Genomic DNA, 25,554 nt, shown 5'->3' with positions numbered 1-25,554 from the left:
TTGTTTTTAATCCATTCGTATCTCACAAAGATACAATAAAATTCATATTGTATAATGAAAAACATGTATTTAAGAATAGGAACTACCTATTTTAAGAAATCCTTATATCCTTTACCATCAGGTGATTTTATTGAAATTTTAGTTATTTGGTCTGCCGAGTTAATCAGACAAGATCATGGCAAAAATGTCCTTTCAGAAATTGAACGATTTGATGGGTTCATATGCATCCCTGAGAATCGCCCCGAGTTCTTCAAAAAAAGAGTTCAGGATTATTACAACACCTATCATCAAATAAGTAAATCGCCTTTAGAAGGCGAAATTATTAATACTCTGGAGTTTCTATCTCACATTTTTGGTGAGCAACTTGAACTTGGGCTTGATTATTTGCAATTAATTTATTTAAAGCCGACTCAAATTTTACCAATTCTTTGTTTAGTTAGTAAGGAACGTTCTACAGGTAAATCAACATTCCTAAAGTGGTTAAAAGAAATTTTTGAATACAATCTGACTTTCTTAACTAACAGTGACTTTACTTCAAATTTCAACTCCGATTGGAGTTCAAAACTATTGATTTGCATTGATGAAGTTTTATTTAAAACTGATGAACTCACAGAACGGATAAAATACCTCTCTACTACTAATACACATAAAACGGAAGCCAAAGGAAAAGACAAAAAAGAAGCCTCTTTTTTTGGAAAATTTATTCTTTGTTCCAATAATGAAACATCGTTTATTAAAATTGATGCAGATGAAATTCGCTTTTGGATCATAAAAGTGAATCGTTACAAAAAAGAGGATGTTAATTTTCTAAAAAAACTAACTGACGAAATTCCTGCATTTCTACATTTTCTAACAACAAGAAAATTATCTACCGAAAATCAATCCCGAATGTGGTTTACTCCAGAACAGATTAAAACTGCAGCATTGCAAAAACTGGTACGTTATAATTCGAGTAAAATTGAAAATGAATTAGCAAACGTTTTATTGAATACAATGGAAAGTTTAGATACTGAACTTTTAGAATTTTGTTTTTCAGATTTATTAAATATTTTGAACAAATTCAGGATAAAGTATGATGCTGCTGAAATAAAAAAAATCATTCGTGAAAATTGGCAATTAGTCCCAGCATCTAACTCTAATAAATACCAAAAAATAACACTCACCATGGATTTAGATTTTTATCAAAATCAATCCAAAGGAAGACATTATTCAGTTTCTAGAAATTTTTTAGCTGAAAAATTGATGAATTGATGACAGACTAGTCTCAGCCCAATATTTACAAGGCTTCGTCTTGTCATCATTTTGTCATCAAAAATAAAAGTGATGACAGAAAAATGATGACGAGCATAAAAAAGAAATCAAAACTGATGACGTGATGACAAAATGATGACAACGTAATCCCTTTACCGCATTGACCTAAGGAAGCTTTGTCATCAAATCATCATTTTTTTGCAATTTTTTAACCCACTAAACAAATTGAGATGAATACAACCCAAGCAAGAGAAATATTAATTGAAAAAGTACTCCAGAATTTAGGCTGTGAACCCACAAAATCTTCTGAAAATGAAAGTTGGTATTTATCCCCTTTTAGAATTGAAAAAACAGCCTCTTTTAAGCTCAATAGAAAGATTAATCGATGGTTTGACCATGGAGAACAAAAAGGTGGAAACGTTATAGACTTGGTAATTGAAAAGTTTGGATTTACTGTTAATGAAGCTTTGAGTTACCTAGAAAAATTCGACACTTTTTTTTCTTTTCAAAAGCAAATTTTCGAAACAGTAACTAAGGAACTGAATAGTAAAAATCAAGTTGAAAAAATACTACCGGTTCAACATGTTGCTTTAGTTCAGTATTTAAAAACTAGAAAAATAAATAATTCGAATAATATTGAACAGCTAAAAGAAATTCATTACTCAATAAATGACAAAAATTACTTCGCCTTAGGATTTCAAAATAAAAGTCAAGGCTGGGAAATCAGATCTAAATATGCAAAAATATGCCTAGGAAAGAAAGACATATCATTAATCAATAATGGATCAAAAACGCTAAGGATATACGAAGGTTTTTTTGACTATTTATCTTTTATACAGATTCGGGGAAATTTAAAAATGGAGGAATCGGATTATTTGATTTTAAATTCTGTGGCATTGTTAGTGAAGAATATTTCGGTTTTGAGTGATTATGATTTTATAGAATTGTACTTAGACAATGACACCACAGGAGATAAATATACTTCATTGGTAATAGGGAAATTTAAAAATGCGAAAGATTGTAGAGTGCTATTTGATGGATTTAAAGACTTTAATGAATGCTTGGTAGGTAGCAGTGCAATTAAAGATAGAATTTGAAGATATGAGGGAGCAAGAGGGGATTGCGCTATGCGACAATCCAAACCATAACTGACTGAATTTTAATGTTTTAATTTATTGTGGTTTTAATAAATGCGTGCAATCTTTATCCTTTTTTACTAAAAAAGACAAAAATAAACTAATAATCAACACTTTACGATGGATAATAGTAAACATAATTACATGCAGAAGGATGTAAACATCAGAATTAGCAACGAATGTAAAAGCCAGCTTGATTGGTTGAAAAAAACTTATTCTTTCACAACTTTTAACGAGTGCATTTCTCAAATCCATTATTTTTTTAAGGTAAATAATATAGCTCCGAACGAACAAATCTCAAACATGTTTTTAAAAAATTTCGAAGAATTAAAATTTGAAATCAATAATTTAAAAAAGGTAATGAAAGACGATTTTAAAGCGAACGAGAAAATTTTAAAAATAAGCGAGAGAGATATTTTGACTCCTATGAGCCGAAAAATAAATGCCCTTTTTGAAAATAAAAACATTCAATCTGTTGATAAAAGAAACGAATCTTTGATTGAAAAAGCGGAAGAACCTAATAAGATTTGGGAACTAGATAAAAAAATAATTAGCCTCACACGGGACTTATCATCGAAAAATCAACTGCTTATTTCCATGGAAAAAACTATAGAAGGAATAAATGAAGATTTAGGATTTTACAGAAGATTACACCAAATCTTAAAGGAAAATACAAAAATAGAAAAGCAGCTTATCAGTAAGGATAAAGTAGTAATTGAATGGGATATTGACGATTGGAAAGATATTCTAGAATATAGAGAAGTATTTAAACGAAAACGATAAAATCATGAATATAAAATTTATCACGCACGATGCCAAATCAAGTTCCAGTTGTTCAGGGCTTGTAGAATATCTGAATAAGGAAAACGAAATTGACACTGACAAGGTCAGACTACAGGAGAATTTTTTCAATCAAGAATATTCAGAGACACAACCTTTGCAAAACATAAAAATGGATGATGTCAAAGATACTATCGATTCGAATAAAGGGTCTCGGAAACTAAGCGAATCTAATTTTTACATGCTAAATATTTCGCCGAGTAAAGATGAATTAAAACACCTAGAAAAAATTGCAGTTGCCGAATTAACCCAAAGGGGATACGATAAAGACAGTCCTGTTTATGAAGAAAGCAAAAAAGAACTTATCAAAATGCAATTGAAGCTTTACACCAAAAATCTAATGTCTGAATATGCTTCAAATTTCGAAAGGGAGGTCTTTATTAACCCCCAAAAGATTCCGAACAATGAGGAAAAGAAAGCTCTAGAAATGGAAACTAATAAAATTTACAAAGATTACTTGAAAGAAAGAGGATTAGAGATCAAAGAAAATACAAATCCCAAAGAATGGAAGGAATTAAAAGATTTGAAAATTATTTCGGAAAATAAAAAATCTTTGAAAGTTGAACTGAGTTTGGAAGGTTTTGGAAGCAAAGAGGTTTCTATTCCAAAAACACTTTTACATGAACAAAAAAATGGAACCTATAAAATTCCTCAAACATTGTATGATCACAAAGTAAATGAAGCAATTGAGAAAGAATACGGAACCAAAAAAGAAAGTATTTACAAAGACCTCGCCCATCAAAAAGGGTTCGATTTGAGCAAAAGACAGCTTACAGGCGATGATTTACTTTGGTATGGAAAAGTAGAGACACAAAGGCATTACAACCACAAAGACAGGGAAGTTATAAGAAATAAGGAGCTGTTACGAGAAATTAAAATCGAAAAAAATAATCCTGAAAAAATAAAGGAATTGGAAGCCAAACTAAACAGAGATCCATTTACCAAGGAAGTAATCAAACACGACACTTTGAAAGGTGGAGACAACTTTCACGTACATGTTTTAGTTTCTAGGCATGATAAAACCAACCATAACGCACGAGATAAAATTTCACTATCTCCTTTGTCAGCCGCAAGGGACAAAATGCTTTTAGCTGGAAAAAATCAAGTTGGTTTTAATCGTAGTGCTTTTTTCAAAACGGCAGAGCAAACTTTCGATAAAAAATTCGAGTATGCCAGACCCATTCACCAATCGTACGAATATTTTAATGATAAAAAGAAAAATTATAATATTGAAAAGTCCGAAAAAGAATTAGGAAATAAAGTATCTAGTGGGGTAAAAAACGAGGCTAAAAATTTCATATTTAAGCACACTGGCTTAAATGAGGTAAAGCAACAATTGAACCCAATTCAAAGTATAAAAGAGCAAATCCCATTTGCTAAGATACCGACTAGTTTCCCAAAAACCATAACGGATTTGTCAATAAAAGTTATGAGGAAAATTCTTGATAGTGGTAAGGATTTGGGCTACTAATCGCTTCGCTAAGTTTACAGAAATAATAACCGTTTAAATTTTAAAACATGCCGAAAATTATATTAATAACACACCAAAAAGGAGGAGTTGGTAAAAGCACTCTTACTTTTAATCTTGCACAAAATATTGCTACAAATTCCAGAGTTGCCGTATTAGATTTTGATTTACAAGGAAGTTTGAGCCAATTAGAAGAATTGGTTACTGATTTTAATATAATTCCCTATCAAGATAAATTGGAAAGTATTTCGGAGCTGCAATATGATTTTATATTCATAGACACTCCCCCTTATTTAACTAATCATTTAGCTAAACTGATTTCAATATCAGATTTAATTATTGTGCCAACTAAAGCCGGTATTCTAGATCTGCTTGCCATAAAAAGCACCCTTGCCATTATTGAACAAGAGAAAAGAACTATGGATACCTTGGTTGTTTTCAATATGATAAAACCAAACACTACTTTAACTCTAGATATTTTAATTGGCTTAGAAGAATATAACGTTAAAATTGCTTCTACGCATATTAGTGATTTGGTCGCTTTTACACGCTCAGTTCTATTAAAAGGGGTTTCAAATGACAAAAATGCACAAAAACAGATTGACCAACTTACAGAAGAAATTTTAACTAAGCTAATATGATTATAGGAAAATATAGATCTACAAGTCTATAAATCTATAAGTCTATAAATCTATAAAAATACAAATCTATCATTATGGAAAAACAAAACATCAATGACCTAATTAATAAGGCGAAATCAAGCAATCAGCAAAAAGCAATTCAAAAAATTGTTCCTATTGTTACCAAAGAAATAGAAGAAGTCCAATTTTCTTTTTATCTCGAAAAAGAACTACTTAAAAAGTTAAAGCTTAAAGCCCTACAAGAAGATACCAGTATGAAGCAAATTGTCAACGATGCTGTAAAATCATTTCTTATTTAAACTCGACCTTTGATAGATTAATTATTTTAAAATAGATATCGCTCTTTAAAAACTTTGACTAAATTTGAAACCAATATAAGATGTAGCAAAATACAGTTTTAGAAATAAAAATATAAAGTGTTTAGCTTTTGAATTAGTACTATAAAATCTCCAAAATTAATAGCACGCTAATATCAAAACTAAGACGCCCATGCCTAGCGTGGGCTGTTCTTGTTTGGTGTGCTGGTGTTTGGAGATACCTATAGTGCTAACAAGAAACAGTTCCACGCTTTTTTTAAAAACGTCATGGGAAATATAAACGAAAAAGTCTCTAATATTCGAGTTCAAGTTTCAGAAAAATGTACTGAAAGAGAGAAATCAATCATTGAACTGTACTGGAGGTTTAATGGTTTTGAATTTTTAAATACAGCCAAAAGTATCATGGAAACTTTTGAAATTTCTCAAAGTCAGCTAAACAAACTTATTTCTTCACGTGGGTTACTAATGTTTTCTATTCCTTGTGGGTCTTGTCCTAAATTTGATGATTTTCAAGTATCTAGTAGATTGAATTTTAAATCAACTATAAATCAAGCATTGACAAGTAATCTTATTTCAACATATAAGTGCAGTTTTTGCATCAGTAAAGAACAAGAAGAAGCTTATTTGAAAAATGTTCAAGAACAAAAAAAAATAAATGAAAATTTAGAAAAAGCCATTGAAACTGAAAATTGGCTACACCTTTCTAATTTTCAAAAAGGAATGCTATGTAATTGCTTCAAAATGAATTTTGTTGAATTAAAAAAACATTATCGCCCCATATTAGGTTCAGATAATTGGATTCTATTTATTGACTCATTGGAATCTATTGAGTCACATAATCTTTTGAGTTTACAAAGAGACTCAACCACGAAAGAGATCATAAATTATCGTTATTTAGATGAACTAACTAGTTTTAAAAATGAAATTTCAATAAAAGAAACGATTACTAAAAGCTCATTTGATATGGATATTGAAACAAATGAACTAAAATTTAGATTAACTACTAATAAAGACCAACATTACCCTGACCGTCCTTCACATTCAGGAACTGTAATCTTTAATCAAAAAATAGTCATTGAACCTGGAGTAGAATATATTTATGGACTATGGCCAAGAGCCAATAAACATCTATATTTAACTTTGATACCACAAGAGAATTTAGAGAGGTTGCCAACCTATGGAAGTTCGCGTAAAAGGAAATAATTACAAAAAATTGAGTTTCCTTTTGATTGGTGAAAAAAAATACATTTCTATAAAACTAGATTTATAGAATTATATAATTCTAGTTTTATAGAAAATATCAAAAGTACTAATCAAAATGGACAAAAGTTATTTCCATAAAATTCTTGTGAGCTTTTAAAGTAGCTCGATAATTTTATGGAATAACTTTTCTGAAGACATTGATTGTTGTAAATCAAATTTGCTAACATCCTAAAACATGAGTAAAAGACAATAAAAGAAATCAACAGAAAATAAAAGCATGATTTTTTTTATCGCTTTTCGGTTTTACGTACCGCTTAAAATTAATTTTTTAATATCTTAGCAAAGTGAATTTCTTACATAATTAAATTTCCAAAAACACTTTTGGTTGTAGTACCACAATACCACAAATTGCAATCAAAAAAATACCACACACCAAAAGCTTAAAGCAAAGAAATTAATTAACTAATTAATTAAATAGAAATATTCACATTAACATAAACAATACGATTATATATCATTAATGGCAGCCGAACAAAAACAAAAATTAGAACAACAACTCTGGAACATCGCAAATACCCTTCGTGGGAAAATGGATGCCGATGATTTTAGAGATTACATTTTAGGTTTCATTTTCTACAAGTACCTGAGTACTAAAATGGATTTGTATGCCAACACCATACTTCAACCCGACGGTTTGACTTTTCAAGAAGTAGTAGGACATCCTGACGAAGCCCTCTTGATGCAAGAAATAAAACAACTCGCTATTGACAAATTAGGCTTTTTCTTAGAGCCAGCTGATTTATTCTCAGAACTAGCACGCAGAGGCAACGCAGGTGGAAAAAATAATTTCATTCTGGGCGATTTAGCCAAAGTACTCACGCACATTGAGCAAAGTACCATGGGGTCAGAAAGCGAAGAAGATTTTGGAAACTTATTCTCAGATTTAGATTTAACATCTCACAAACTAGGAAAGTCCGAAGCCGATAAAAACGAATTGATCGTAAAAGTATTAATTCACTTGGACGAGATTGATTTTGATTTAGAAAACACCGATAGTGATGTATTAGGCGATGCCTACGAATATTTAATAGGGCAGTTTGCCAGTGGTGCCGGCAAAAAAGCAGGAGAATTTTACACGCCACAACAAGTCAGCAGCATCTTGGCACAACTAGTAACCGTGGGTAAAGACAAACTCAAAAGTGTGTACGACCCAACTTGTGGTTCGGGTTCTTTGCTTTTGCGTGTAGCCAAAGAAGTAAATGGCGTAAGTGCTTTTTACGGTCAGGAAATGAATCCTACCACCTACAACTTGTGCCGCATGAACATGATCATGCACGATGTACACTACAAACGTTTTGACATTAAAAACGAAGATACCCTAGAACGCCCACAACATTACGATTTGCGTTTTGAAGCCATCGTGGCCAATCCGCCATTCTCGGCCAACTGGTCTGCGAGTCCGCTGCACATGACCGATGATCGTTTCTCGGCCTACGGCAAACTCGCCCCAAGCTCTAAAGCTGATTTTGCTTTTGTACAACACATGGTGCACCAGCTAGAGGATAACGGAACCATGGCTATTGTTTTGCCACACGGCGTTTTGTTTCGTGGTGGTGCTGAAGGACACATTCGCAAGTATTTGATACAAGAGAAAAACTACCTCGATGCCGTAATAGGCTTACCCGCCAATATTTTTTACGGAACCAGTATCCCAACCTGTATTTTGGTCCTAAAGAAAAAACGCGACAATCCAGATAACGTATTGTTTATTGATGCCAGCCAGCACTACGAGAAAGTGAAAACCCAAAACGTACTGCGTACCGAGGGTATTGACAAAATAATTAGTACCTACGAAAACCGTTTGCCCGAAGACAAATACAGCCATTTGGCGCAGCTAAGCGAATTAGAAACCAACGATTACAACCTGAACATTCCGCGCTACGTAGACACTTTTGAAGAGGAAGATGCAATAGATTTACAAGCCTTAAGTAAAGAATTACGGGAACTAGCTTCGCAATCTAAAACTACCGATGCTACCATTGCTGATTTTTGCATTGAATTAGGAATTGAAACACCATTTTAATGAGTACAACAACTTTACAAATCGAAAAGAAAAAAATGCTTGTACCTCATTTGCGCTTTCCTGGGTTTGATCAACAGTGGGAGCAAAATAAACTTGGCAGTTTAGGCGAATTTAAAGGAGGTGGAACTCCTAGTACGACAAACGAAGATCATTGGAACGGTAATATTCCTTGGATTTCTAGTTCCGATATTTATGATGGTAATCTACATGAAATTAATATTCACCGATTTCTTAACGAAGCTGCCATTAAAGAAAGTGCAACTAAAATAATTCCAGCCAATAGTATATTATTGGTTTCAAGAGTCGGAGTTGGAAAATTAGCTATTAATAAAATTGAATTATGTACTAGTCAAGATTTCTGTAATTTTATTCCAAATAAGTGTAGCAGTTATTTTGTCGGTTATTTTTTAATATCTAGGAAACAAATATTAATAAATTTTTCTCAAGGAACTTCTATTAAAGGTTTTACTACTGGCGATATTAAAACATTACCAATAACACTTCCGACTCTTCTCGAACAACAAAAAATAGCTTCTTTTTTATGTGCGATCGATGAAAAAATACAGCAATTGTCCCGCAAAAAGGAATTATTAGAACAATACAAAAAAGGCGTCATGCAACAATTGTTCTCAGGCAAATTGAGGTTTAAAGACGAAAATGGAAAGGATTATCCGGATTGGGAGGAGAAAAAGTTGGGAGATTTTTGCACTTTTTTTTCAGGAGGAACACCAACAAGTACAAATCAAAAATTTTATTCAGGCACAATACCTTTTATTGGTTCAGGAAATATTTATGATTCTGAAGTTTACAATTTTATATCAGAAGAAGCTTTAAATAGTTCATCGGCCAAAATGGTTGAAAAAGGCGATTTACTTTATGCTCTTTACGGTGCAAATAGTGGTGAACTTGCAATATCAAAAATGAATGGAGCAATAAATCAAGCGATACTTTGTATTAGAAATGAAGAATGTATAGAATACTTATACTATATATTATTGCTAAATAAAGACAATATTGTTGCAAAATATTTACAAGGTGGACAAGGAAATTTGTCTGCACAAATAATTAAAAGATTAAAATATAAATTTCCATCCCTACCCGAACAACAAAAAATCGCCAATTTTTTATCGGGGATTGATGGAAAAATAGAACAGGTGAATGGGGAATTGGTAAAAACGCAAGAATTTAAAAAAGGATTGTTGCAGCAAATGTTTGTATAAAAATTTTAACTATGAATAAAACATTCAACATCTATTGTGATGAAAGTTGTCACATCGAGAATGACCATAAAAAATATATGTTTTTAGGGTCAACAAGTGTTGCTTACAATCAAGTTAAATTGCACACTGAAAAAATAAATGAATTAAAAAAGAAACACCATTTTTATGCCGAAATAAAATGGTCAAATGTTTCTAAATCTAAAATACGTTTCTATCTGGAATTGGTCGATTATTTTTTTGCAACGGACTTGCAGTTTAGAACAGTAGGTATAGAAAAAGCTAAAATTAACAACGCTAATTTTAATCAAACTTTCGATGATTTTTACTATAAAATGTACTACTACCTTTTAAATCATAATTTAAACAGTTTGTACAATTACAACGTTTATTTAGATATAAAAGATACGCTGAGTGCTTACAAGGTAAACAAATTAAAAGAGGTTCTAAATGCCAAATTTGGTGTTTTTAGAAACGTGCAAAACATACGTTCTCATGAAAGTATAATTATGCAAGTAACTGACTTTATGATGGGTGCTATATCTTACTTACACAATGAAGAGGATAAAAAAAATATTGCAAAAATTCAGATAATTGACAAAATTACAAATCATTGTAATGATGCGTTACTGAAGACTAATTACTCTAATAAGTTAAATTTGTTTTTCATTGAGTTAAGATAAAATTATGCCATTAAATACACTAAAAAATTACAACGACCATCTTGATTTAGCTTCACTAAATGAACCAAAAAGATTAGCTTCACTAAAAGGTGTTTTTGATAAAGACTTTACTAATAAGCAACCTGTGTATTTTAACCAAAAACAGCTTATCCCTTGCCCTAGTGACGGTAAAATAGAAATGGACACCTTATTCAGACACTTAACAACAGTTATAACAGATAGGGCGACAAATAAAAGAGAGTTTGAAATGAGTCGGTCAAAAAGACTACATTGGGTACGCTATCATATTGATGGAAAAAAGAAAAACAATATGTTATTGTTTACTGTCAAAGAGCCCGAAGGGCTTAGAACCTATTTGTATGATGATGATGAGAAATATGTTATAGTGTTAGAGCCTAAATTAAAACAAAATGTTTATTTTTTACTTACAGCATATTATCTGGAAGGGAAGGATGCACAGAGAGATAAGATAAAAAAGAAATATAAAAGACGAATCACAGAGGTGTTATAAAAGCAAAAAACGCAGAGCATCTAGGCTTGCGTTTCTCGATTTCCTTTTCTCGGGTGAGAAATGAACTCGGTGCAAATATAAGAAATAAAACTTGGTTTTATCAACAATGAGCAATACTTATTAACAAATTTGTTAATAATGAACTTATAGTCTTAATGGTATTGATTTATTTACTAAAGAGAAAATCGGTTAAATGAAAATCAAAAAAGTTGCCAAATTGCAAACAATTAATTACAAATCCTACGTTGCTATTTTGTTTTGAAAATAAATAAAATGATCTAGTTTTAGATAAATAAAGAGTATTAAAATGAGTCATCAATCCGAAGCTACATTAGAAAACAACTTAATCAAGCAATTGATTGGTTTGAACTATGCGTCTGTTAAAATTCAGGATGGAGACGCTTTAGTTTCTAACTTCAAAAATCAGTTGGAAATTTTTAACGAAACCACTTTTACTCCCAAAGAATTTGATGCCGTTTTGAATCATTTGGCCAAAGGCAATGTGTTTGAAAAAGCCAAAACACTCAGGGATCACTTTCAATTGACCAAGGAAGATGGGACTTCGTTCTATGTTCGGTTTTTTAATGCGGAGGATAACGGCAAGAATTTATATCAAGTTACCAATCAAATATCATTAGAAGGCAGTTATAAGAACCGTTTTGATGTCACCCTTTTGGTCAACGGTTTACCATTGGTACAAATAGAATTGAAGCGTTCCGGTATTGAAATCAAAGAAGCTTTTAACCAAATCAATCGCTACCAGATGCACTCGTTTTGGAGCAACCACGGTTTGTTTCAATACGTGCAATTGTTTGTGATAAGCAATGGTGTTAATACCAAATATTTGGCCAACAATAAATTGCAATCGGTCAAACAAACTTTCTTTTGGGCTAATGCCAATAATAAAAACATCACGGAGTTACCCGAGTTTACGGCTGCTTTCTTAAACCCAAATCAATTGGGTAAAATGATTGCGCATTACATAGTGATCAACGAAACACATAAGGTAATGATGGTTTTGCGTCCATATCAATTTTTTGCTACCGAAGCGATTATTCATCAAGTCAAAAACTCGAATGACAACGCCTATATTTGGCACACTACAGGATCGGGTAAAACCTTAACTTCCTTTAAGGCCAGCCAAATTTTGATGGAATTGCCCGAAGTCTATAAAGTCGTTTTTGTAGTAGATAGGAAAGATTTGGATTACCAAACCATGAATGAGTTCAACGCGTTCAAAAAAGACAGTGTTGATGTCACTAATAATACCCAATCGTTAGTAAGACAATTGACTGACAATACAAAGTTGGTCTTAACTACCATTCAAAAATTAAACAATGCCATTTCAGAACGGTTTTCGGGCAAAATAGAAGCTTTACGACACAAGAAAATCGTTTTTATATTTGATGAGTGCCACCGTTCACAATTTGGAGAAACACACGACCGCATTACCAAATTCTTTGAGAAAAGTCAGTTAATAGGATTTACAGGAACACCCATTTTTGCCGAAAATGCTTCTAAGAATGATTTAGGAAAACGAACCACGAAAGATTTGTTTGGCAACTGCTTGCACAAATATGTCATTACAGATGCTATTCGGGATCAAAATGTTTTGCGTTTTGGGATTGAATATGTGGGGAAATACAAGAACAAGAGCAACGCTTTTATCGACATAGAAGTAGAAGACATTGACAAGCAAGAAGTACTGGATTCTGAAAAGAGAATCAATAAAATTGTAGATTACATCATTGCCTATCATGATCAAAAAACATTTAATAAAGACTATGCAGCGCTGTTAGCAGTCAGTAGTATTGATAATGTGATTCAGTATTATGACCTTTTTCAACAAAAGAAAGAAGCTGGAGCACACGATTTGCGCATTGCTACTATTTTTACCTACGGCACCAATGAAGATTCAGAAGAAGCACAAGATTTCTTGCCTAGTGATGATGATTTTGATATGGCGGCAGAACCAAAAGCCATTTATCAATCTAAACATACCCGGGACAAGCTAGAAAAATACATTGGTGATTACAACAAAATGTACAATACCAGTTTTTCGACTAAGGACAGCCAACAATTTGAGAATTACTTCAAAAACATAAGCCAACGTTTGAAAGACCGAGAAAAAGAAAACTTCAATCATGAGAAAGATCGATTGGATATTGTCATCGTGGTCAATATGATGCTTACGGGTTTTGATGCTAAAAAAGTAAATACGTTGTATGTAGATAAAAACTTGAAGCAACACGGCTTGATTCAGGCGTATTCCAGAACCAACAGGATATTGGGAGAACAGAAGTCACAAGGAAATATTTTGGCTTTTAGAAACCTTAAAAAAGCGACTGATGATGCCATTACTTTGTTTTCGAACAAAGAAGCTATTGAAGTTGTAACTATGCCCGATTATGAGGCCATTGCGGAGAAATTTGATGAAGCTTTAAAGCTTTTAAGAGAAATTACACCCACGTATCAAAGCGTAAATGATTTAAAAAACGAAGAAGAGGATGCGCAATTTGTGCAAGCGTTTAGAAAGTTGATGCGAGCCACGAATGTATTGCAATCCTATACTGATTTTGATTGGGAGGATTTAGGTATTGATGAGCAAGAATACGAGGACTACAAAGCCAAATATCTTGACATCTACCAAAGGGTAAAGCAGGATAATGAAAAGAAAAAAACATCAATTCTGGATGACATTGATTTTGAATTAGAATTAATTCATACCGATCAAATCAACGTAGCGTACATCCTGAAATTGTTAGCGCAGCTAAAAGGCGAAAAAACACCAACGGCAGCTGCAGCACAAAAGAAAGCCATCATTGATTTGTTGGGAGGGGACATTCATTTGCGAAGCAAAAGAGATTTGATTCAGAAATTCATTGATGAGAACTTGCCCAATATCAAAGACGGTGATTCTATTCAAGATGAATTTGAAAAATACTGGCAAGATCAAAAAGTCTTGGCATTAGGCAAACTATGCGAGGAAGAACACCTAGACAAAGCACAATTCAAATCCTTAATCGACGCTTACATCTACAGTGGTCGAGAACCCATAAAAGATGAAGTCTTTCAATGCTTAGACAACAGACCCAGCATCCTGCAAGCCAGAACCATCGGTGACCGAATTATAGCAAAAATGAAGGAGTTTGTGGAGATTTTTGTGAAGGGGATGATGGCGTAATTTGTGTAGGACTATAAATATAAAATATTTTTATTTGTAATAATTTAATTATAAATTAGCAAAAAAAACAATCTTTACAAGATAAATCATTCTAATGTAAGTAGCTACGTCTGATTTTGTCAAACATATTATAGTAGTTAGGCGCATGCAAACCGAAAATACGAATAAACTTAAAGTTTATTAAAGATGAATAATTTCTAAACATTGAATTAACCAATATGACTGCAAAAAAGGCTAAAGAAGAAATACTTGAAAAATGGTATGAAGACCCAGTTAAAAAGTGGTTTTCAGTTTTTATGGGATTTCTTAGTGTTGCTTCAATAGGTTATGCGTTTGCAAGAATTCAAATGACATTAGAATTCCGAATGGAAAAATATGAAATTAGACAAGATTTTAATGAAAAGTTGAGAGGTCAAATCGATGATTGTAGAACTCAAAAGCAAGAATTAGAAAACAGTAGAGTCAATGAAATTGAAGAAGTAGTTAAAAATTTAGAAAAAAAATTCGATGGAAAAAAATAAAAACTATAAGATAATTGTCTTTATTTTATCTATTGGATTGATTCTATCAATATCATTATTATTGATGTTTTATATTGATAACCAAAATTTAGAAAGACAGATTGTAAAAAGAGAAAAGCTTATTAAAAAAGCTGTTGTAAAAGACGTTGAATTATCAAAGCAGAAAACTAAAAATGACAGTATAATTGAACATTATATAGATGATTGTGGAATTAGAGTTAACAATAAAAAAGTATCTTCAGATGAACTTTTAAAATTGATTTATTCTAAAATAAAAGAGGTTGAAGAATTGACTGCAAAAAATTCACAATTGAATGATTCCTTACAAATTTGCCAGTCTTTTGTTTCATTAACAAAAAAAAGTATTGATGTAAAGTACAATGTTAAAAAGGAGGATAATAAAATAATATCTAGCATAAATATAAAACAAGATTCTTTAAATATTTATAAAAAACTCTATCAGCTTATGAGAAGAGATTATGGAATATTTTATACTATAGAAGAAAATAAAGATTCAAGAACCTACATAAAAATATATTCTAAATTAGATTCTGCACTTTTTGTTTACAAACATTATAAGCACGTTTTAAGTACAGATTCTAACGGAAGCTTATTAATTGATCTACCTACAAAAAAAGAAATTAGAAATAGTACAAGCAATCGGGGAAAAAAATAGCCAGCACCTAATAGCCGTTTGTCAAGATTGGGGTTTTAGATTTAATTTAAAGATGGTTTTGTTTTCGGAAAATTTGTGTTTAACCGAAAAATATAGAAGCTTTAATACCCAACCTCGCCAAGCGGCAAAACTTTGTATGCTAGCTTCCACGACCACAGAAACTTAACACGACCAAGAACAATGAACGAAATTTACAGAGGCTCAGAATGGAGAAAATGGGACTTACATTTTCACACTCCTTCTTCTTATGACTACCAAGACTTAAGTGTAACTAACCAAGATATAATTGACGGATTATTTGCAAACAATATATCAGTTGTTGCTGTGACTGACCACCACATAATTGATATTACTAGAATTAAAGAACTTCAAAAACTTGGAAAAGAAAAAGGGATAACTGTTTTGCCAGGAATTGAATTTCTTGCAGAATTGAGAGATAGAGAGCCTATTCATTATATTGGAATTTTTTCAGAAGAAGCTAATTTAGAAGCTATTTGGGGACAACTAGAAAATAAAACAGCACTTTTTGGTATAAAAAGTGAAAGTAAAAAAATTAATGAAGTTTATTGTGTCCTTAAAGACACTGTTGAATTAATTAAAAAGTTGGGCGGTATTGTGACAATTCACGCAGGAAGCAAAACAAATTCCGTTGAAAATATTACAAATTCATTATCCCATTCAATTGCTCAAAAAATAGATATTGCAAAACTTGTTGACTTCTACGAGTTAGGTAAGATTGAAGATAAAAAAGGCTATTTAGAAATTGTTTTTCCTGCAATCAAAAAGCATATTCCATTGATTATGGCGTCTGATAATCACAATATCAGAAAATATGCTTTAAAAGAAACTTGTTGGATTAAAGCTGATAAAACATTTGAAGGGTTGCAACAAGTTATATATGAGCCAAAGGAACGAGTACGTATTCAAGCTAACAAACCTCAAGAAAAAGCTGGATATCAGGCAATAGATAATATAACAATTTCACACACTGATTTCTCTCCAATTAAAATCCAGCTTAACCAAAATTTAAATACAATTATTGGTGGTCGCTCTACTGGCAAATCTATATTACTTGGTTCAATTGCAAAAAAACTAAATAGCGATAAGGAAGTAAAATTTGAAAATGAAGACTACTCAAACTATGTATTTCAAATAGTTTCAAATCTGAAAGTAACTTGGAAAGACGGTATTGAAAATAATGACCGGAACATTGAATATTTCCCTCAAAGTTATATGCATCGACTTGCTAAAAATATAAATAACGACCTAGACAATTTAATTGAGGAAATAATTATTCAAGACGAAGAGAAAAAAAACGAAATTGATAATTACCAAAACTTTAGCAAAAACAATAACACTGAAATTGTTGGAAAAATAAATAAATTATTTCAGACTCTAAGTGATTTCCAGAAATTAAAACTAAGTATAAAAGACCTTGGTGATGAAGATGGCATTAATAACGAAAAGGCAAAATTAACAATAATACTAGATGAATTAAGAAGTAAAATTCAAATTTCAGAAGATGAAATAAAGATTTACAATTCTTTAGTACAGCAGTATAATGAAAATTTAAATAAAATTAGTACTATAGAAAATCAAATTCTAAAACTGAATAGCCTTAAAGGAAAAAGCATTACTAATGACAATTTAGAATTTGATTTTGTTAATCTTATTGATCCTGCAAAAACAGCAATTTCTGACATTTATAAAGATTTGAAAACGCAATTTCAAACTGCTTGGTCTGCAAAAATTGATGGTTTGGTTGTGGCATTACATCAGCAAATTCTACAATTAAATTTACTTAACAATCAAATTATTGAAAATCCTATTTACACTAAAGGAATTAGCGTTTTTAATAATAATGAACAGTATAAAGAGATTGAAGAAAAACTAAAAATTCAGACTAATAAATTATTCGAAATTGGAACTTTCAAAACACAAGAAAAGGCTCTTATTGAACAATATAATCAAATTAAAGATACTGTTAAAATTGACTTTCGTGAGTATTATAACAGAATCATTTTAATAAAAGATAAACTTAGTTTGAAATCAGATAAACTTGAAATTAAAGCTAAACCAACATTAAGTGTTAGTAAGTATCTTGAAATTTTAAATTCAAGTATTAATCAACAGAGTTACAAAGGGCAAGAAATAGTAAATAAACCTATTAAATCTTACGAAGATTTTTTTACTGCTGTATTTGAACTTTTTGAATTATTACTCAACAATAAAGTAACATTAAAAGGAGGATTTACTAATACTTCACTTGCGCAGAAAATCTTATCAACGAACTTATTTAAAATCACTTACGAAATATTCTATGAAGACATTTTTAAACAAATGTCAGAGGGTAAAAAAGCATTTGTTGTGTTAATGTTATTGTTAGATTTTAGTAATAAAGACTGCCCCATTCTTATAGACCAACCAGAAGACGACTTAGATAATAGAGCAATTTACAACGAATTGGTAACTTACATTAAAAGGAAGAAAAAAGAACGACAAATTATTATAGTTACCCATAATCCTAATATTGTCGTTGGTGCAGATAGTGAATTAGTAATCGTATCTAACCAACACGGTGTAAATTCACCAAATAAAGGAGATTTTAAATTTGATTATATACAAGGTAGTCTAGAAATGACAAAAGAGAAAGATGAAAAGATAAATGAAACTTTATATTCACAAGGTATAAGACAACACGTTTGTGAAATTTTGGAGGGGGGATTTGAAGCGTTTAAAAAAAGAGAACTAAGATACAGTATACATTAAAAGCCAGCATATAACGCACGTTACAAGCAATTTGGAGATTTTGCCTAATTTAAATATGGTTATATTTTCGGAAGATAAGGCAAATCCGAAAAAAGGGCTTAATTTAAGCCCTAACATCATGTAGCACGGGAACGTCAGGCTGTGAAAAAACCTCTTCAAATCTAGAAAGTATTTGGAGGGCTACCAAAGAGTAATCTCAAATATAGAATTCTCAAGAGGTTGATTTTAGTTTTTTCACAGACTGACGATGGCAGAAATCCCAAATCTGAGACGAGAATCTAATACAATTTAAATATATAAATTTATGGCACACAAATGTTTCATTTCCTTTAAAACTCAAGACCACGAATTTAAAAAATATATTCATGACGAACTTGATATTGATATGATAGATAAATCATTGCACGAACCAATCAATTCCGATGATGAAGATTATATTATGAGAAAAATACGTGAAAATTATTTATCTGATTCCACCGTTACAATTTTCTTAATTGGCACAAAGTCAGCTGAGAATGCATTTTTAGAAAATCAAACATTTATTAAAAGAGAACTACAAGCATCATTATATCATGGTGCAAATAATACTAAAAATGGAATTTTAGGTGTTGTTCTTCCTGATATGAATAATTCAATATTTTTAGGAAGTGATAATTGCTCAACTTGCGGTAATTCTCACACCATTGTTAAAATCAACGATGATACTTCAATCACAGAGTTTTCATATAACTATTACATTCCCAATAATAAATGTTCTTGGACAGAAGATGATAGATATTGTATTTTAACCAGTTGGGAAAAATTCTGTGAAAATCCAAATTATTATATAGACCAAGCTTTCGACAAAAGAACACGTGCAATTTCTGCATACACTAAAGTTAGACCGTAATGAAAGACAAAGATTTTCCTAATTATTTTCGTGCAGGCGATAAAGCTTCAATTGTTGCTCAATCAACATATGTAAATTATGTAAAATGGGACTTAATATTTATGGTTTGTGGATCCACATTAACAATTTTTAACTATCAAGACGAAAATAGCAAAACAATTATTTATGTTATTTCGGGTGTACTACTTTTAATTGCTACAATTCTTTCCCTTGTTATAAAAAATAAACAATTTGAAGATACATGGTATCGTGGAAGAGCTTTAGCTGAATCTTGTAAAACTTTAACATGGAGATATATAACTTGTTCCGAATATTTTGAAAACTATTTAACCGTACATGAAGCTAAAAAAAGATTTATCGAAAGAATTACAGAAATAAAGGATGAATTTAATGACTTAAATAAAGAATTAAGCGCAAACCTAATCGCTCTACCTATTATTACCGATGAAATGAAACTCGTTAGAGAGTTTTCTTTAGATATTAGAAAACAATATTACTTGCAACATAGAATTGATAATCAAATTAATTGGTACAAAAATAACGCAGATAAAAATAAAAGTAAATATGAGGGTTGGTTTTGGGCAGTAATAATTGCGCAAATATTAGCAATAATTTCTATTGGTTTTTTAATAAAATTTCCAAATTGTAATTTTAATTTTGTTGGTCTTTTTTCAACATTATCAGCCTGTTTCTTTAGCTGGTTACAGCTAAAAAAATATCAAGAAAATAAGGAAGCATATACAACCGCTACTTCCGAATTAAATTTGATTAAACAAGAAGCCGAAGAAATAAACTCAGAAGGATCATTTTGTAAATTTGTTCTTGATTCAGAAAATGCAATGTCAAGAGAACATACAATGTGGTTAGCTCAAAAAAGAAAATGACCTCTGCCAACAGACACTAAAAGTAAATTTGTTTTTGGCTTAATTTGAAATTAGCTATGTACTTGGAAGATTAGGAAAACCCAAATAATGGGCTTAATTTAGTCCCAAACTGCTTGTAGCACGGTAACGTCAGGCGGTGAAAAAATCTCTTTTTTCTAATATAATCTTCAAATTTCAAGACGCTACAATTCAAATAAGGTCTTTTAAGAAGTCGCTTTTTTTAGGCTGCAAATTTAGTTTGATAAAAAATGGAGTCTAATTGCTGCTTTATATACTTCGTTTTTAGCAAAAGCAAGACTTTTGCATTGTAAGGTGAGTTCCATTTTATGAGTTTGGCAATCAGATCGAGAACGCCCAGGATATTGATACTGCGTTTGATATTATACACCAGCATAATCAGGCTGTGTTCTCCATTTACTTTTTCGAGTCCCGTTAAATTGGTGTGATTATAATCCCATTGTCGTTTAATGGTGCCAAGCATTACTTTTCTAGATCTCGACTACTTCTGACTCCACTGAGATACCCGTATAAATAGATCTTTAGAAACACTTTACTATTAAAACTCGGACGAACTTCGGTATTCAGGGTTTTTAAAGCAAAATCAAGGTTAGAGAGATGAATATACTCGACAAAGGCATCTATAAAGCGCACCTGATTATCAGGACTTACTATGTCTTCTAAACTTGAAAAACGTAGTTACTGATGAGAAATAACTGTGATATGTTAAATCTTAAAAAAATACGAAAAATCTTCTTTTTATATCAGTTTTTTATTATATTTGAGCATAATAAAACGTAAGTTTTTTCACAGACTTAAATTGGCAGAAGAGGAAATGCGACACTCAGCTTAAACTTGAAAGTCAAACAAAATTTAAGAAATTTGAAGCTAAATTGATAACAACGAAACTTAAAAATCTATGACAACACATAACAGTCACTCTGCTGCTAGTATCACTTAAGAAATATGCGTTTTGAAGTGTAATTGCAAACAATTTATAAAAAATAAAAAGGAAGTAGGCCGAAAATTCCAACTAGAGTAGGCAAAAAAATAAAATTTAATATATGACTAGTTCAGCAAACATTGAAATGAATGATGTAAAAGCAGCCTTTAAAAAGATCCTGCCTATTGGTAATCGTGTATTTTATGAAAGTTATCATAATTATCCCACTTCTTCTGATGGATTAATTAAGTCTCACTTTAAGGGTATTGCATCCTATAATAACAAACTAATTTTCACTCATACCAATTTAGGTGCCCCAGTAGTTGGTGTAAATGGTCCTGGAAAAATTATAATTGCTGGTAAACAAACAGCAGGAGATCAGGCTAGTATTAGTGCGATTTATGATACAACTCCATATCATGCAGGTTGGTCACATCCATGCTCTGCACAAGCTTGTGGAAGTTTTATGGCGATGGGTATTCAAATTACAGATGATAGTAGTTGTAATGCTGAAATTCATATTTTGGATCTTACCCCTGTTGATAATGATGCCCAACCCCAAAATATAGGAACTATTATATGTGTAAATAAAACAGGAGGACAATCTTTACTCTCTGCAGTTAATGGAGTAGCCATGACAAAAGAATCCGGTAATGATGGCAAATATATTGTTGCAGGACTTCAGGGCAATGCATTAACATTATACAGATCAGTAAATTCATTTTTGACATCTAATCCAGCGGATAATATTTTTAATGTAATTGGAGATACCATTCAAAACTTTCCAAGATCAGGTGCTGGAATAGCTCTTATTACTCAAACGAATGGTGATATTTATATAATTGCATTAGATACAGATGATGATGAGGGTTCAAATAACAGTATATACCTGTGCCAATTAACAATAACTGAATCATCTGTTACATGTAGTGATGTTTTAGATTCAAAGTACATGCCTGTACCTGGATTATCAGAAGCAGTTAGATATGCCACTAACGGATGGGTTATAACAGATATCGGTACGCTGGGTGGGGATCCAGTTTTGGCTACCTTTCTGACTACATTTTCTACTGGTATTCAAAATATCAATATTCTCAACACTTCATTCAGATGGGGAAAGGGACTTGCAATAACATCTCCAGATACTTTTGAAATCTATGCTACAGACCGTAATGATTTAACAACTTCCCAATTCAGTAGGCCAGTTAATACTCAGAAAGACTTTTCATTGGTGACATGGTTTTCTGCTCCAGCCTCGCCACTTTTCTTAACAACACAAGGAAATGATGGCATCTTTATATTTGATACCAAGAATACGGGTCAGAGTCCATCGCAAATACCATCAACTGCTAGATATGGCTTTCAGAACGTTATAGCAATAGGTAATCTTCTATATCTAACTACTCAAGGCAGTGATGGCATCTTTACATTCGATACACAGAATTTAGACCAGAGTCCATCGCAAATACCATCAACTGCTGGATATGGCTTTCGGGACGTGATAGCAATAGGTAATATTTTATATCTAACTACTCAAGGCAGTGATGGCATCTTTACCTTCGATACACAGAATACAGGCCAGAGTCCATCGCAAATACCATCAACTGTTGGATTAGGCTTTCAGAATGTGATAATAATAGGTAATCTACTATATCTAACTACTCAAGGCAGTGATGGCATCTTTATATTCGATACACAGAATACAAGCCAGAGTCCATCGCAAATACCCTCAACTGCTGGATATGGCTTTCGGGACCTCAAAACTTTCGGTAATCTTCTATATTTAACTACTCAAGGTAGTGATGGCATTTTTACATTCGATACACAGAATACAGGCCAGAGTCCATCGCAAATACCATCAACTGCTGGATATGGTTTTCGGGACATGATAGCAATAGATAATATTTTATATCTAACTACTCAAGGTAGCGATGGCATATTTACATTCGATACACAGAATACAGGTCAGAGTCCATCGCAAATACCATCAACTGTTGAACTTGGATTTAGGGGAATCATTCTTTAGGTTAGAGATTAATGGAATTCTCCAAACACGCTGTGATTCTCATTTATAGTCAAAGCGTGTGGTGGGGAAGACCAAAACGTTAAAAATTATGAGAACACAAAACAGTTCCATTGCTGCTAAAAGATATGGTTTCGTCGCGGCAGCAAGCCGAACAATGAAACCTGTGTTAAACTGAACTGGTCACTGGCAGGTACTATGGAGTTATCGCAAAATTTAGATAGATAATGACTAGTGGGCTTTCAGTCTTCAACGCCTTTACGGCAAAACGGAGCTTAGAGAGGTCTATAGAATCGACAAAGGCATCTATAAATCGCACCTGGTTATTTGGAGCTATAGCGTCTTCTAAACTTGAAATACGCATTTGTTCACGGGAAATTCCTGTGATGTGTTGCATGCTTAAAAATACGAAAAATCTTCTTTTTACACCTGTTTTTTGTTATATTTGGTGATAATAAACCAAAGCTTTTTCACAGACTGACGTTACTTGCCATTTTTTGAACTCGCAACCAATAACAGACAATCATATGGCACATAAGCTATCAGATTTTAAAGTAGAAAATTTTAAATCAATTGTATCTCAAACATTTGAACTTTCCGACTATACTCCATTAATTGGATACAACAATGCTGGAAAATCAAATATTCTTAGTGGCATAAAATGGCTATTAAGAAGAAGCAGTTTAAGTGCTGATTCATTTAATCAAATTGGAATACCAGTAAGTATGGAAGGAACAATTGATGGAATAGATGAGGATTTGTTAGATTTATTACCTCAAAATCACAGAAATAGCATCGAGCCATACATTGTAGCAAATCAATTAAAAATTAAACGTGTTCAAAATAATCCGAATGATACAGCTGCAAACATTCGCTTATTTGTACATAATCCAAATGCTGCCGATCCCAATAATCCTTGGATTGCAAATCCAAACGGAATAGATAACGCCTTAAATGTTTTATTTCCAGAACCAATTCATATTGGCGCAATGGAAAATTCTGAAGATGATGTAAGCAAGTCGAGAGCAGGAACAACAATTGGAAAGCTTTTAGGAGAAATTATTGAGCCAATTGAAAATCAATATGGAGAAGATATCAGACAGATGTTAGATGGACTAAAAGGTTTATTAGACGCCGACGGCGTTGACCGAGCGGTTGAACTAACCGAGTTCGATACTGCAGTTAATGAAAAAATTGATATTTTTTTTCCAGATGTAAACATAAAATTACATATACCAACTCCCGAACTTAAAGAAGTGTTCAATAAAGGAACAATAAAAGTTTATGAGCCGCATTCGCAATTAGGACGCGACGTTTCGTCATTAGGTCATGGCGCACAACGTTCAGTCCAAATGGCATTGGTACGACATTTAGCAGAATTAAAAAGAGCTGCACAAAATCATGTTACAACAACACTTCTATTAATCGATGAACCTGAACTTTATCTTCATCCGCAAGCAATCGAAGTAATTAGAGACGCATTGAAAAGACTTTCGACTCAAGGATATCAAGTTGTTTTTTCAACTCATTCCGCAATGATGGTTACTCATGAAGATGTTGCGAATGCAATTTTAATCAGAAAAAATCTTCCTTTGGGAACTTACAAAAGACAAACTTTAAAAGCTGCAATTCCTCAAGTAACAATTGATGCACCAAGCCAATTACAACTTATGTTTTCATTGAGTAATTCTACAAACATTTTATTTTCAGAAAAAATAATTTTAACCGAAGGCAAAACTGAACTTAGGATTTTACCAGCTATTTTTGAAAAAGTAACTGGTAGTACATTAGGAATTCACAAATATGCAGTTGTTAGGCAAGGCGGTGTTGCAAGTACACGAAAATCAATGATGGTTTTAAATACAATGGATTTACCAACAAAAGCCATTGTAGATCTAGATTATGCGTTTAGAAATGCGGTTGGAGACGGTTATCTTTTAGCAGCTGATTCAGATTTATTAGCTTGCCAACAGCATTTAGCACAAATTGCACTTGCTAATGGAATTGCTCTCGAAGCAGACGGTTATCCCACAAACAGAAATAGTTCTATGTCGGCATCAGATGCATTTGCCTTTTTAGCCAACCAACCTGTAATACAACCAAATATAAATAACCTTCATATTAAACTTTTAGGAGAGAATATTTGGCTTTGGAAACGTGGTGCAATCGAACAACATTTGGGAATACATGGAAAAGCTGAACATGTATGGGCAAATTTTGTTTCTCATTTGAAAGCGAACCCATTAAATGTGGCAGTTGCTGATCATGCTGAAATTACCGCTTGTGTCAATTGGCTATTAATTTAAACTATAAACCTT

At 32.1% G+C, this 25,554-nt stretch carries 20 protein-coding genes; 19 read left to right on the top strand and 1 reads right to left on the bottom strand.

Features of this window, described 5'->3' with window-relative positions:
- Positions 1-63: 63 nt before the first annotated feature.
- From IQ05_RS09240 to IQ05_RS09160, 17 genes are all read left to right on the top strand, one after another.
- Positions 64-1,251: a primase-helicase family protein gene (locus IQ05_RS09240; protein ID WP_244289555.1), complete on the top strand. Its 1,188-nt coding sequence runs from the start codon at positions 64-66 to the stop codon at positions 1,249-1,251.
- A gap of 230 nt (positions 1,252-1,481) precedes the next feature.
- Positions 1,482-2,348 carry a toprim domain-containing protein gene (locus IQ05_RS09235; RefSeq protein WP_144892267.1) on the top strand — a complete coding sequence of 289 codons (867 nt, stop codon included), beginning with the start codon at positions 1,482-1,484 and terminating at the stop codon, positions 2,346-2,348.
- Positions 2,349-2,507: 159 nt separating this feature from the next.
- Positions 2,508-3,170 (top strand): BfmA/BtgA family mobilization protein, encoded by a 663-nt coding sequence (locus IQ05_RS09230; protein WP_317133639.1) that lies wholly within the window; start codon positions 2,508-2,510, stop codon positions 3,168-3,170.
- A 4-nt stretch (positions 3,171-3,174) separates the two neighbouring features.
- On the top strand, positions 3,175-4,698 hold the full coding sequence (locus IQ05_RS09225; RefSeq protein WP_144892263.1) for a DUF5712 family protein: 1,524 nt from the start codon (positions 3,175-3,177) through the stop codon (positions 4,696-4,698).
- Between the two features lie 47 nt (positions 4,699-4,745).
- Positions 4,746-5,336 (top strand): ParA family protein, encoded by a 591-nt coding sequence (locus tag IQ05_RS09220; RefSeq protein ID WP_144892261.1) that lies wholly within the window; start codon positions 4,746-4,748, stop codon positions 5,334-5,336.
- A gap of 74 nt (positions 5,337-5,410) precedes the next feature.
- A complete protein-coding gene (locus tag IQ05_RS09215; protein WP_144892259.1) occupies positions 5,411-5,635 on the top strand; it encodes a hypothetical protein in 225 nt (74 codons plus the stop codon).
- A gap of 285 nt (positions 5,636-5,920) precedes the next feature.
- Positions 5,921-6,856 (top strand): hypothetical protein, encoded by a 936-nt coding sequence (locus IQ05_RS09210; protein ID WP_144892257.1) that lies wholly within the window; start codon positions 5,921-5,923, stop codon positions 6,854-6,856.
- 520 nt (positions 6,857-7,376) lie between these two features.
- Positions 7,377-8,939, top strand: coding sequence for a type I restriction-modification system subunit M (locus IQ05_RS09205; protein ID WP_144892255.1), 1,563 nt, complete (start codon positions 7,377-7,379; stop codon positions 8,937-8,939).
- A complete protein-coding gene (locus IQ05_RS09200) occupies positions 8,939-10,159 on the top strand; it encodes a restriction endonuclease subunit S (RefSeq protein ID WP_144892253.1) in 1,221 nt (406 codons plus the stop codon). Before IQ05_RS09205 ends, IQ05_RS09200 begins: the two co-directional genes overlap by 1 nt.
- An 11-nt stretch (positions 10,160-10,170) precedes the next feature.
- Complete coding sequence (locus tag IQ05_RS09195) at positions 10,171-10,839, top strand: DUF3800 domain-containing protein (RefSeq protein ID WP_144892251.1); 669 nt, start codon at positions 10,171-10,173, stop codon at positions 10,837-10,839.
- Positions 10,840-10,843: 4 nt separating this feature from the next.
- Complete coding sequence (locus IQ05_RS09190) at positions 10,844-11,350, top strand: hypothetical protein (RefSeq protein WP_144892249.1); 507 nt, start codon at positions 10,844-10,846, stop codon at positions 11,348-11,350.
- Positions 11,351-11,657: 307 nt separating this feature from the next.
- Entirely contained in the window at positions 11,658-14,534 is a 2,877-nt protein-coding gene (locus IQ05_RS09185; RefSeq protein WP_144892247.1) for a type I restriction endonuclease subunit R, read from the top strand.
- A 218-nt stretch (positions 14,535-14,752) separates the two neighbouring features.
- Positions 14,753-15,055 (top strand): hypothetical protein, encoded by a 303-nt coding sequence (locus IQ05_RS09180; protein ID WP_144892245.1) that lies wholly within the window; start codon positions 14,753-14,755, stop codon positions 15,053-15,055.
- Positions 15,042-15,731 carry a hypothetical protein gene (locus IQ05_RS09175; RefSeq protein WP_144892243.1) on the top strand — a complete coding sequence of 230 codons (690 nt, stop codon included), beginning with the start codon at positions 15,042-15,044 and terminating at the stop codon, positions 15,729-15,731. The genes IQ05_RS09180 and IQ05_RS09175 overlap by 14 nt, the downstream gene beginning before the upstream one ends.
- 180 nt (positions 15,732-15,911) lie before the next feature.
- Complete coding sequence (locus IQ05_RS09170) at positions 15,912-18,500, top strand: TrlF family AAA-like ATPase (protein ID WP_144892241.1); 2,589 nt, start codon at positions 15,912-15,914, stop codon at positions 18,498-18,500.
- A gap of 304 nt (positions 18,501-18,804) precedes the next feature.
- Positions 18,805-19,389 carry a TIR domain-containing protein gene (locus tag IQ05_RS09165; protein ID WP_144892239.1) on the top strand — a complete coding sequence of 195 codons (585 nt, stop codon included), beginning with the start codon at positions 18,805-18,807 and terminating at the stop codon, positions 19,387-19,389.
- Entirely contained in the window at positions 19,389-20,273 is an 885-nt protein-coding gene (locus tag IQ05_RS09160) for a DUF4231 domain-containing protein (RefSeq protein WP_144892237.1), read from the top strand. Before IQ05_RS09165 ends, IQ05_RS09160 begins: the two co-directional genes overlap by 1 nt.
- 220 nt (positions 20,274-20,493) lie before the next feature.
- Here the strand turns inward: IQ05_RS09160 and IQ05_RS15505 are convergent, their stop codons facing one another.
- Complete coding sequence (locus IQ05_RS15505) at positions 20,494-20,754, bottom strand: transposase (RefSeq protein ID WP_244289554.1); 261 nt, start codon at positions 20,752-20,754, stop codon at positions 20,494-20,496.
- 982 nt (positions 20,755-21,736) lie between these two features.
- On the opposite strand from IQ05_RS15505, the gene IQ05_RS09150 reads away from it, so the two are divergent.
- Together IQ05_RS09150 and IQ05_RS09145 are read left to right on the top strand one after the other, a co-directional pair.
- Positions 21,737-23,239, top strand: a complete 1,503-nt coding sequence (locus tag IQ05_RS09150) for an LVIVD repeat-containing protein (RefSeq protein ID WP_144892235.1) — start codon at positions 21,737-21,739, stop codon at positions 23,237-23,239.
- A 524-nt stretch (positions 23,240-23,763) separates the two neighbouring features.
- A complete protein-coding gene (locus IQ05_RS09145; protein WP_144892233.1) occupies positions 23,764-25,542 on the top strand; it encodes an ATP-dependent nuclease in 1,779 nt (592 codons plus the stop codon).
- Positions 25,543-25,554 lie beyond the last annotated feature (12 nt).

The organism is Flavobacterium tiangeerense (assembly GCF_007830355.1).
In the GTDB taxonomy this organism is placed as follows: domain Bacteria; phylum Bacteroidota; class Bacteroidia; order Flavobacteriales; family Flavobacteriaceae; genus Flavobacterium; species Flavobacterium tiangeerense.
Note: the sequence above shows the minus strand (reverse complement) of the source record. Positions and strands in the feature narration are given on the sequence as shown.